Origin of the sequence: Burkholderia sp. Se-20373, assembly GCF_017104705.1 — a bacterium.
In the GTDB taxonomy this organism is placed as follows: domain Bacteria; phylum Pseudomonadota; class Gammaproteobacteria; order Burkholderiales; family Burkholderiaceae; genus Burkholderia.
The window spans coordinates 1-4,062 of sequence record NZ_JAAGPH010000276.1 but is presented as its reverse complement, the minus strand read 5'-3'; the positions used below and the strand labels follow the sequence as shown (position 1 = coordinate 4,062).

The 4,062-nt window shown below is 68.5% G+C and carries 3 protein-coding genes and 1 pseudogene; all 4 read left to right on the top strand.

All coding sequences use genetic code 11. The features are described 5' to 3' along the window. Nucleotides 1–238 precede the first annotated feature (238 nt). Nucleotides 239–1,003, top strand: a complete 765-nt coding sequence (locus tag G3N96_RS37770; protein ID WP_206140392.1) for a DUF899 domain-containing protein — start codon at nucleotides 239–241, stop codon at nucleotides 1,001–1,003. Between the two features lie 28 nt (nucleotides 1,004–1,031). Continuing rightward, nucleotides 1,032–1,838 carry a DUF2182 domain-containing protein gene (locus tag G3N96_RS37765; protein WP_206140391.1) on the top strand — a complete coding sequence of 269 codons (807 nt, stop codon included), beginning with the start codon at nucleotides 1,032–1,034 and terminating at the stop codon, nucleotides 1,836–1,838. A gap of 280 nt (nucleotides 1,839–2,118) precedes the next feature. Beyond that, entirely contained in the window at nucleotides 2,119–3,579 is a 1,461-nt protein-coding gene (gene guaB, locus G3N96_RS37760; RefSeq protein WP_011352433.1) for an IMP dehydrogenase, read from the top strand. 6 nt (nucleotides 3,580–3,585) lie between these two features. Further along, nucleotides 3,586–3,933: pseudogene (locus G3N96_RS37755) on the top strand (hypothetical protein); the annotation flags it as partial. Nucleotides 3,934–4,062 lie beyond the last annotated feature (129 nt).

Sequence of the window (4,062 nt, the reverse complement as noted above, 5' to 3'; positions counted from 1 at the left end):
TTTCAATTGAGCGACGGCTGGCGTACCGATCTCACCGGGCTCACCGAGCACGAAGCGCACGCGCTGATTCTGGCGGGCTTGCCCGGGCCGGCGCGAGAACTGGGCCTCGACGGCATGGCGACTTCCGAATCCCGACACACTTGTCACTCCCTCCGGTCCGATGCCCGCCCGTAATCTAGCACCACGCACACGGCACCGGACGCCGTGCCCGGATACCCATCGGAAGGAGGAACCCGCCATGACGACCCATCTCACCGGAACCCGCGACGAATGGCTGGCCGAACGCCGCGCGCTGCTCGACGCGGAAAAGGCGCTGACGCGGCAAAGCGACGAACTCGCGCGGCGTCGCCAGGCACTGCCCTGGGTGCGCGTCGACAAGACCTACCGGTTCGACACCGAAGAAGGGCAGGCAACGCTCGGCGACCTGTTTCTCGACCGTTCGCAATTGCTCGTCTATCACTTCATGTTCGGCCCCGACTACAAGGCCGGCTGCCCGTCGTGTTCGTCGGTCGCCGACGGTTTCGACGGCTTCGCCGTGCACCTCGCGAACCACGACGTGACGCTCGCCGCCGTGTCGCGCGCGCCGCTCGCGAAGCTGCTCGCGTACCGCCAGCGGATGGGGTGGCACTTCCCGTGGGCGTCGTCGGTCGGCAGCGATTTCAACTTCGACTTCAACGTGTCGTTCACCGAAACGCAGCAACGCGCGGGCGACGTCGAGTACAACTACGCGCGGGCCGGCCACGCGATGGACATGGATCCGCCGCCGGCACCCGTCGTGGAGTTTGCCGCGACGTGCGGTACCGACGCGGTCACGTATTCGCTCGACCGGCCGGGGATGAGCGCGTTCGTGCGCGAGGACGGTGCGGTTTATCACACGTATTCCACCTATGCGCGCGGCCTCGACGGGCTGTGGGGGATGTACCAGTGGCTCGATCGCGCGCCGCGCGGACGCAACGAGACCGGCCCGTGGTGGCGTCGTCATGACGAGTACGCACGCGGCTGAGCGCGCCGGTGACAGGCGGGGGCGGGCGATGACTCGGCCTGCGGCCGGCGTTGCAGGCCCCGATCCGCGGGCCTTCGCGGTGGCGCTCGCGGCCGTGTTCGCGGTTGCCGTTGTTGCGACCGTGACGCAGCACGCGTCGATGGCCGCGATGGGCGGTGCGCCGGTGTCCGGCGGCTGGATGACGTCGGCGGCATGGCAGCGGCCGTGCGGATGGGGCGCCGGCCGCACGTTCGCGGCGTTCGCCGGCATGTGGGGCGCGATGATGGTGACGATGATGCTGCCCGTGCTGGCGCCGGTGCTGTGGCGATACCGGCAGAGCGCCGGTCCGTTGGCGGCGGTGCGCTCGACGTGGCTCGTCGCCGTGGTGGGCGCCGGGTATTTCGCCGTGTGGATGGCAGTCGGCGTGCTCGTGTTTCCGGCCGGCGCCGCCCTGACGAGCGCCGCCGCACGGCTGCCGGCGCTCGCCCGCGCCATGCCGCTCGTGGCCGGCGCGGTCGTATTGGCTGCAGGTGTCCTGCAATGCTCCGGATGGAAGGCGCGCCGGCTGACGTGCTGCCGGCACGCGGCGACCGGCGTGCGTCCGCCGCACGCGGAGGCCGGTGCGGCATGGCGGCACGGCGTGAGCGCCGCCACGCGATGCGGGGCCTGCTGCGGGAACCTGATGGCGGCCGCGCTGGCCACCGGCATGATGGATCTGCGCGTGATGGCGGTCGTGACGGGGGCGATCGCCGCCGAGCGCCTGATGCCCGCCGGCGGGCGGGTTGCGCGGATCGTCGGCTGCGTCGCGGTCGGCGGCGGCGTGGTGATGATCGTCCGCGCGGCCGGGCTGCCGTGAGGCGGGACGGCGGACCCGTTCGGGCCGTTGCCGGGCCGGGCTTCATCCCCGGCGCCGCCGCCGCCGCGTGACCCGTCCGCAACTGGCGGATGGGCCGTTTCGCGGCCGGCTGCGCGAATGGCTCGATGCGGCGGTGAAACGAAAGGCGATCGAAAACGAACCGAACGGCGATCCGAACGATTCGGCCCCCGAACGGCCGAAACCGGCTAAGCCGTTGTTCGTGTTGTGAAAATTCGCAGCGCTTCGCGTATAATTCGCTTTTGCGCCCATAGGATTTGCCATGCGTCTGATCCAAAAAGCACTCACTTTCGATGACGTGCTCCTCGTTCCCGCCTTCTCCGACGTTCTCCCGCGCGACACCAGCCTCAAGACCAAGCTGACCCGCAACATCTCCCTGAACATGCCGCTCGTGTCCGCCGCGATGGACACGGTCACCGAAGGTCGCCTTGCGATCGCGATGGCCCAGCAGGGTGGCGTCGGTATTGTCCACAAGAACCTCACGCCGGCCGAACAGGCCCGCGAGGTCGCGAAGGTCAAGCGTTTCGAATCGGGCGTCGTCCGCGATCCGATCACGGTGCCGCCGCAAATGAAGGTCCGCGACGTGATCGCGCTGTCGCGCCAGCATGGCATCTCCGGGTTCCCGGTCGTCGAGGGCCCGCAGCTCGTCGGCATCGTCACGAACCGCGACCTGCGTTTCGAAACCCGCCTCGATGAGCCGGTCAAGTCGATCATGACGCCGCGCGAGCGCCTCGTCACGGTCAAGGAAGGCACGCCGCTCGCCGAAGCGAAGGCGCTGATGCACAGCCACCGCCTCGAGCGCGTGCTGGTCGTCAACGATGCATTCGAGCTGCGCGGCCTGATGACCGTCAAGGACATCACGAAGCAGACCGAGCACCCGGACGCGTGCAAGGACGAACACGGCAAGCTGCGCGCAGGCGCGGCGGTCGGCGTCGGTCCCGACAACGAAGAGCGTGTCGAGCTGCTGGTGCAGGCCGGCGTCGACGTGATCGTCGTCGATACCGCGCACGGCCACAGCAAGGGCGTGCTCGAGCGCGTTCGCTGGGTCAAGCAGAACTTCCCGCACGTCGAAGTGATCGGCGGCAACATCGCGACGGCCGCCGCCGCGAAGGCGCTCGTCGAATACGGCGCGGATGCGGTCAAGGTCGGTATCGGCCCGGGCTCGATCTGCACGACGCGGATCGTCGCCGGTGTCGGCGTGCCGCAGATCAGCGCGATCGCAAACGTCGCGGAAGCGCTGAAGGGCACGGGCGTACCGTGCATCGCCGACGGCGGCGTGCGCTTCTCGGGCGACGTGTCGAAGGCCCTCGCGGCCGGCGCGAACGCGGTGATGATGGGCAGCATGTTCGCGGGCACCGAAGAGGCGCCGGGCGACGTGTTCCTGTACCAGGGCCGCCAGTACAAGTCGTATCGCGGCATGGGTTCCGTCGGTGCGATGAAGGACGGCGCGGCAGACCGTTACTTCCAGGACAACTCGGCGAACATCGACAAGCTCGTGCCGGAAGGCATCGAAGGCCGTGTCGCGTACAAGGGCTCGGTCAACGCGATCCTGTTCCAGCTGGTCGGCGGCGTGCGCGCGAGCATGGGCTACTGCGGCTGCAAGACGATCGACGAGCTGCACGACAAGGCCGAATTCGTCCAGATCACCGCGGCGGGCATGCGCGAGTCGCACGTGCACGACGTGCAGATCACGAAGGAAGCGCCGAACTACCACGTGGACTAATTGCCGATGAAACCGCTGCTGCGAGCCGTGCTGATCATCGATGCCGTGCTGCTGCTGGCGTTCGGCGTGCTGTTCGTGCTGACGCCCTGGCAGTCGCTCTTCAACGCGCTGCAGCTTGCGAACGTCCAGCCGGCGATGCTCGGCCAGGCGTTCGGCATCGCGTTGCTCGGGCTCGCGTGGCTCGCGTTTCATGCAGCGTTCAACGGGGATCTCACGGCGCCGGTCGCGCGTTCGGTCGGCCATGTGTATTGGCTGACCGGCGCGCTGACGATCGTCTGGTCGATCGGTACCGGCAGCGGGCCCGCGCTCGCGGCCGCCGGCCGCGTGCTGTCGGCCGTGGCCGGCGTCGCGCTGAGCGTGTTCGTGCAGATCGTGCAGTCGTTCGGCGACTGGCTCGTCCGCCGGCTGAGCCACAAGTAAAACAAGATTGATCCGTTAGGGGACACTCGATGCAACGACGCTTCATGCTGAAATTCGCGGCGG